This is a genomic window from Streptomyces sp. DSM 110735, from assembly GCF_016482685.1.
Classification (GTDB): Bacteria; Actinomycetota; Actinomycetes; order Streptomycetales; family Streptomycetaceae; genus Streptomyces.
On the sequence record NZ_JACYHF010000013.1, the window covers coordinates 157,441 to 164,234 of the forward strand.

Genomic DNA, 6,794 nt, shown 5'->3' on the forward strand with positions numbered 1-6,794 from the left:
CCCGCCTCAGCGGCGCGCGGCCGCCAGTGTCACATCGGCCGCGCGGACGAACGCCACCCGGTGGCCGTACTGGATCTCGTAGTACAGGTCCTTGCCGACGACCACCTTGTGGGAGTCCTCGGTGAAGGTGACCGCGTAGTAGTACTCGCCCGGCATCTCGTCACCGACCACGTACTTCTGCCCGGCCGGGATCGTGTACGGCAGCGACACCACCGACTGCGCGGGGACGCCCGCCGGGTACGCCTCCTTCTCCGGGTACGCCCGGCCGTAGACCGGCACGCTCGCCAGACCGTCCTTCGGGGTGATCGTGAACCCGGACGCGGGAACCGCCGTCGCGTGCCGCCTCGGGTTCTCGAACCACGCCTTCTGGCCGAGGTACCAGATCGCCGTCCAGTCGCCCCAGCGGTCCGCGACCGCGTACTGCTGGCCGGTGGAGACGCGTGAGGACAGGTCGTTCACCCCGGTCGTCGGCGCGGTGCCCAGCCCGACGTCCTTGACCAGCGGGGCGTTCACGTCGTGGTCCGTGTACAGCCGCACCTCGCCGGAGCCGTGCGCCGGGCAGGAGGCGGCAGCCGCGTCGCAGCCCGTGTACACCGGCTGGTTGGCGGCGTAGTCCGGCCGGATCGTCACCAGCCCGGAGCGGGCGGTGCCCGTCGCCCTGAACGGGTGGCCCAGCAGGTGGAAGTAGTGCCGCCAGTCCCAGTACGGACCCGGGTCGGTGTGCATCCCGGGCACCGTCGAGGCGGTCGGACCCGGCACGTTGTCGTGACCGAGGATGTGCTGCCGGTCCAGCGGGATGCCGTACGTGCGCGACAGATAGCGCACCAGGCGCGCCGAGGAGCGGTACATCGCCTCCGTGTACCAGGCGTCCGGCGCCGTGAGGAAACCCTCGTGCTCGATGCCGATCGAGCGGGCGTTGACGTCCCAGTTGCCCGCGTGCCAGGCGACGTCCTTCGCCTTCACATGCTGGGCGATCAGTCCATCGGTGGAGCGGATCGTGTAGTTCCAGGACACATAGGTGGGGTCCTGGATCAGGTTCATCACCCCGTCCCAGCCGCCCTCGGTGTCATGGATGACGATGTACTTGATCCGCTGCGAGGCAGGGCGGTCGCCCAGGTCGTGGTTGCCGTAGTCGTTGTCCCCGAACTCCTCGTACGGCGCCGGGACCGACACACAGGACACCGACGCCGGGCATTCCACGCCGTCCGTCTTCGGCGTGCGCAGACCGGTCCGCTTGAGCTGGGCGGTGTCGCCGCGCACTCCGGGGGCTGCCTTCAGGGCGACGTGCTGGCCGGAGTCGGTGGTGCGGGACTCGCCGGTGCGCAGCACGTCGAAGACGTCGTCGGCGTACGCGGCAGCAGTCGCCGAGTCGTCGGCACCGGAGAACCGGGCCACCGCGCCGTACCACTCGGCCGGATCGGCGCCCGGCTTCTCGCCGAGCTGCTTCTGCTCGGCGGCGAGCAGCGCGGCGCCCCCGGCGACGTTCGCCGCCGGGTCGGTACGCAGCCTGGACGCGGACAGACCGGTCAGCTCCGCCGCGCGGCGCAGCGTGGTCAGCCGCGCCGGGATCGCGGAAGCGGGCGGCGTCTCGGCGCGCGGGTGCAGGGGAGCGCGGGCGCTGTCGCCGCGCGGGTCCTCGGTGCCCTCGGCGTAGTGCTCGGTGGTGGCGAGCGCCGTGCGGGCGTCGGTCAGATGCATCGGTCCGTACCCGCCGCTCACGCTGGGGGCACCGGCGTGGGTGTCCCAGCGGGACTGGAGGTAGGAGACGGCGAGCAGCAGGCTCTGCGGCACGTGGTACTCGGCCGAGGCGTCGGCGAAGGCGCGCTGGAGAGTGCCGTCGGACGGGGCGGGGTCCGCGCCCGTGGACGGGGCGGCGCCGAGCAGCGGCAACAGCAGGACGGCGCCCGCGAGGGCGCCGGTGGTGCGGTGCAGCCGTCCGCGGCCGGGTGCGGATGTCGGGGCGGTGGCGAATCCTCGCAATGCGGCCTCCTGTGACGGGCGGGCGTGGCGGGGCGGGCGGCGCCGAGCTGGGTCAGTGGTACCGGCTGGCCGACGATCCGTCAATCATGCCCTCGGAGAGGCGATTTCCCATGTCACAGATGGGTCCGGCGAGTTTCGCGGTGGTGGGTGGCGGGCCTGCGGGGCGTCAGTGGCGTAGACCAATAGCCGCCCCCGGAAAGGAGAATCCGCGGTGCGCCGCCGCTCCGGGCGCACCGCGGAGTCTGGGTCAGCGGGTGCCCACCGCCGCCCGCACCGCCTGCCGGGCCAGGTGGCAGTCGTCGTGCAGGCGCCGCAGCACCAGCCGCTGCTCCTCCCCGCTCGGCACGCCGCCCGCCCGGGGCGCGGCCGGGGTCGTCTCGTGCATCGAGCGCTGGACGGCCGTCTCGTAGTTCCGGATCTCCCGGGTCAGCACCAGCATCAGGTTCACCAGGAAGGCGTCGCGCGAGGCGGGACCGCCGAGCTGGGCGATCTGGCTGATGTGCCGCCGCGCGTCCGGGGCGCTGCCCAGGGCGAGCCACAGGGTGGCCAGGTCGTACCCCGGCAGGTACCAGCCCGCGTGCTCCCAGTCGACAAGCACCGGACCCGCGGGCGAGAACAGGATGTTCGACAGCAGGGCGTTGCCGTGGCAGAACTGCCCCATGCCCTGACGGCCCGAGGAGTGCGCGATGCCGTGCAGCAGCTTCTGGAGGTCGCCCAGGTCTCGGTCGGTGAGCAGCCCCAGCTCGTGGTAGCGGTTGATGCGGTCCGCGTAGTCCAGAGGGGCGTCGAAGGTGCCCGCCGGGGGGCGCCAGGCGTTCAGCCGGCAGATCGCGCCGAGCGCGGTCCGGATGTCCGGGCGGGCTGGGGCGTCCATGGGGTGGCGCTGGAGCGCGGCGACCCGGCCGGGCACGCGCTCGATCACCAGTGTGCAGTTGTCCGGGTCCGCCGCGATCAGCCTCGGCACCCGCACAGGGGGGCGGTGCCGGACGAACGAGCGGTATGCCGCTATCTCGTGCCGGACGCGCTCGGCCCACGAGGGCGACAGGTCCAGCAGACACTTCGCCACGGCCGTGGTGCGGCCCGCCGTGCCGACGAGGGTGACGGAGCGGCCGGTGCGGCGCAGTACCTGCACCGGGGCGAACTCCGGGCAGATGCGGTGCACGGCGTTGATGGCGCCGCGCAGTTGGGCCCCCTGGGGGCCGGACAGGTCCAGTCTGCCGCTGAGCGGCTGCGCGCCGGGCTGGCCCGGGATGCGCGCGGCGCGGCCCACGACCGGCACGGATGTTCCGGGCCGCGCCGCCGGGTCGAGATACGGTCCGCCGCCCGCCGGGCGGGGACGCGGTGGCCGGGGCGGAGCGGACACGGAGGACGATGCTGCGTACATGGGAGATACAGATCCCTTCGTGTGCCTGCGGTGCCTGTCCTGACAGTCCATGAGCTGTGCTCGCGCCGCCCGGCCCGGTCCCTCGGGAACACCCTGGGGAATGTCCCGGGGTGACCGGGTCGGGGTGGCGCTTTCCTACCTGACACCCGATGTCCACTGGCACACCATCTGGCGCACCCTGGCGAACCCTGGCGAATAGTCGCCCGGCAACCGGCACGGGGCTACTGTCAACTCAGCCGAGAACCTGGGGGCTTGACGTGAGCGGACCACCCAACACCCGCTTCGCTGACCTGTTCGGCCTGGCCGGCTGGTCGAAGGGCGAACTCGCGAGACTGGTCAACCGGCAGGCGGCGGCCATGGGCCACCCCCAGCTCTCGACCGACACCTCGCGGGTGCGGCGGTGGATCGACACGGGAGAGATCCCGCGCGATCCGGTGCCGAGGGTGCTGGCGGCTCTGTTCACCGAGCGACTCGGCCGTGTCGTGACCATGGAGGACCTCGGTCTGGTACGGCACGGGCGTGCGGGGAAACGGCAGGGCGACGGGAAGACGGATCATCCCGACGGCGTGCTGTGGACGCCCGGACGGACCGCCGCGGTCCTCACCGAATTCACGGGAATGGACCTCATGCTCAACCGACGCGGCTTGGTGGGCGCGGGTGCCGTGCTCGCCGCGGGAGCCACACTCAGCAGTTCCATGCGCGACTGGCTGCACACCGACCCTGCCCTGAAGGCCGACGCCCCCGTCTTCGACGATCCCCTGCACGCCGACCCCGCCGGGTTCGACCGCTACGAGGCCGCCCCCATCGGGACGCAGGAGGTCGAGGAACTGGAGAACTCCGTCACGGTGTTCCGCGCCTGGGACGCGGCACGCGGCGGCGGTCTCCAGCGCAAGGCGGTCGTGGGCCAGCTCAACGAGGTGGGCGGCATGCTCGCCTACCACCACCCACCCCAACTCCAGCGGCGCCTGTGGGGCGTCGCGGCCAACCTCGCGGTCCTCGCGGGCTGGATGTCGCACGACGTGGGCCTGGAACCCACGGCACAGAAGTACTTCGTCATCGCCGCGCACGCCGCGCACGAGGGCGGCGACCGGCCGCGCGCCGGGGAGGCACTGTCCCGGGCCGCCCGCCAGATGGTGCACCTGGGGCGGCCCGACGACGCCCTGGACCTGATGAAGCTCGCCCACTCCGGCTCGGGGGAACGTCTCCAGCCGCGCACGAAGGCGATGTTCCACACCATCGAGGCGTGGGCGCAGGCCGCGATGGGCAAGGGCCAGGCGATGCGGCGCACGCTCGGCCAGGCGGAGGACCTCTTCGTCTCCGACCGCCGGGACGAGACCCAGCCGGACTGGATGCAGACCTTCAAGGACGAGGATCTGTACGGGATGCAGGCCCTGGCCTACCGCACCCTGGCCGAGTTCGACCCGAGCGCCGCCGCGCACGCCCAGTACTACGCGGAGAAGGCCCTGGCGCTGAGGGTCGACGGACGGGAGCGGTCGAAGATCTTCGACCATCTCTCCATGGCCTCCGCCTGCTTCATCGCCGACGACCCCGAGCAGGCCGACCGGTACGCCCGGCTCGCCCTCATGGCGATGGGCGCCAACTCCTCGCGCCGCACCTGGGACCGGCTGCGCCAGATGTACCGGCTCAGCGCGGAGTACGCGGGCTACCCGAGGATCCACGAACTGCGCGAGGAGATCAGAATGGCGCTGCCCAAGCAGCGGGGGAGGAGTACGGAAGCCTGAGCCAGGGCCCTACGCGGTGACCCTGGCCACCAGCAGGCAGGCGTCGTACGCCCGCCCCCGGGTGCCGAACGACTCGGCGACGATCCGCGCGCACTCCGGCGCGGTGGACGCCGCGTCGAGGAGCGGACCGAGTCCGAGGAGCCGGTCCAGTGCCGTGGACCCACCGGCGCCGAGGAGCAGTCCCTCGGTGTGCAGCAGGAGCAGATCGCCCTGCTCCAGGGTGACTTCGGCCTGCCTTGTGGCGCTTCCGGGCGCGCCGTCCGGTGCGGTCAGCACGCGCCCCGTCCCGGCGCGGAACAGCAGCGGGGCGGGGTGGCCCGTGCGCGCCCAGATGAGGGTGCGGTCGCCGGGCGCGTAGTGGCAGCAGACGGCGCCGCTGAGCCGGGCGGGCGGCGCGGAGGCGCCCAGCACCTGGTCGAGCACGGCGAGCAGCCTGCCGGGTCCGGTGCCGGACAGGGCCATGCCGCGTACGGCGCCGAGAAGGACCGTTACGGCGGGTACCGGGCTGCCGTGCTGTCCGGTGAGGTCACCGGCGCTCAACAGGAAAGCGCCGTCCGGCAGTTCGAGTGCGTCGCACCAGTCGCCGCCAGCCGTGGCGACCGACTCGGAGGGCAGATGCCGGGCGGCGACGTCGAGGGTGCCCGTGCCATGTCGTGTGGGCTCGCTCCACAGCGGCAGCAAGGTTTCGCCTGAAGGTGTCGCGGGTCGCTGACGGAGGCGTAAGGAGTCGCCGGTCTCGCGCACCGTGCGTCCCCGGCGGCGCAGTTCGCTGACGTCCCGGAGCACGGCCCACATCGAGACGGTGCCGCCGTCGGCGTCCAGTACGGGCTCGCCCATCATGTGCACGGTGCGCTCCGAGCCGTCGGGTCGTACGACGCGGAACTCGCCGTCGATCGGCTTGGCGTCGATCAGGCAGGACGTCACCATCGCGGTCAGCCGGGGGCGGTCCTCCTCGTGCACCAGGGACGGGAGTTCGTCCAGGGTGAGGGCGGGCTCGACCGGGTCCAGGCCGAGGATGCCGTACAGCTCGGCGGACCAACTCGCCGCGTCCGTCAGCAGGTTCCACTCCGCGCTGCCGACCCGGCCGAGCAGCGATGCGCCGTCGTCCTCGGGGCGCCGGGGGTCGGGACCGTCCCGGAGCTGGGCCAAGTGGGCGTCGAGGTCGTCGAGTTGGTGTAGGGCGAGTTCGTACAGGGCGCGCTGCCAGCGTTCCTCCGGGGCTGATCCCTCGCCCGGGGTGTCGCGTCGTACGGCGGCCATGTCGCCCTTGAGTCGCCGTGTCTGCGAGATGAGCGCCTCGACCGAGCCGCGTCCGGGCGACGGGGCGGGGCGGTCCGCGGAGACAGGGGACGGCATGACGCACTCCGATGGGAACGGTACGGCCGGGAGAACGGTGGAACCGCTACGACTGTCGCACAGCGGGCGAACCCCCGTAAGGGATTTGGCAACACCCGATGCGGTGGTGCTTCTGGCATATGTCAGAGTCTTCCCGGCGTGGTCTCCGGGGGGTTCGGCTGTACGGGGGCGGGGTGTCAAGTCGTAGGTGAGCTAAGGCATTTGGCCCATCGGGAGTGGCGGGGCCGGGGGGGCGGCCCCCCCGGGGGGGGGGGCGGGGGGGGGGGGGGGGGAGGGGGGCGGGGGGGCCCCCCCCCCCCCCCCGGCCGCCCCCCCGGGGGGTATAAAAAAAA

General features: G+C 72.6%; 4 protein-coding genes. 1 reads left to right on the forward strand and 3 read right to left on the reverse strand.

The features are described from left to right. Nucleotides 1-6: 6 nt before the first annotated feature. Both IF655_RS20845 and IF655_RS20850 read right to left on the reverse strand, forming a co-directional pair. Nucleotides 7-1,980 (reverse strand): N-acetylmuramoyl-L-alanine amidase, encoded by a 1,974-nt coding sequence (locus IF655_RS20845; protein WP_199586494.1) that lies wholly within the window; start codon nucleotides 1,978-1,980, stop codon nucleotides 7-9. A gap of 247 nt (nucleotides 1,981-2,227) precedes the next feature. Continuing rightward, on the reverse strand, nucleotides 2,228-3,364 hold the full coding sequence (locus IF655_RS20850; RefSeq protein WP_199586495.1) for an aminoglycoside phosphotransferase family protein: 1,137 nt from the start codon (nucleotides 3,362-3,364) through the stop codon (nucleotides 2,228-2,230). A gap of 257 nt (nucleotides 3,365-3,621) precedes the next feature. On the opposite strand from IF655_RS20850, the gene IF655_RS20855 reads away from it, so the two are divergent. Beyond that, nucleotides 3,622-5,106, forward strand: coding sequence for a hypothetical protein (locus tag IF655_RS20855; protein WP_199586496.1), 1,485 nt, complete (start codon nucleotides 3,622-3,624; stop codon nucleotides 5,104-5,106). A gap of 9 nt (nucleotides 5,107-5,115) precedes the next feature. Here IF655_RS20855 and IF655_RS20860 read toward each other — a convergent pair whose 3' ends face one another. Next, nucleotides 5,116-6,462, reverse strand: coding sequence for a PP2C family protein-serine/threonine phosphatase (locus IF655_RS20860; RefSeq protein WP_199586497.1), 1,347 nt, complete (start codon nucleotides 6,460-6,462; stop codon nucleotides 5,116-5,118). Nucleotides 6,463-6,794: the final 332 nt, after the last annotated feature.

Excerpts from the sequence above, each read along its gene's own strand:
- IF655_RS20850 (WP_199586495.1), bottom strand. The coding sequence starts at position 3,364 with ATGTACGCAGCATCGTCCTCCGTGTCCGCTCCGCCCCGGCCACCGCGT.
- IF655_RS20860 (WP_199586497.1), bottom strand. The coding sequence starts at position 6,462 with ATGCCGTCCCCTGTCTCCGCGGACCGCCCCGCCCCGTCGCCCGGACGC.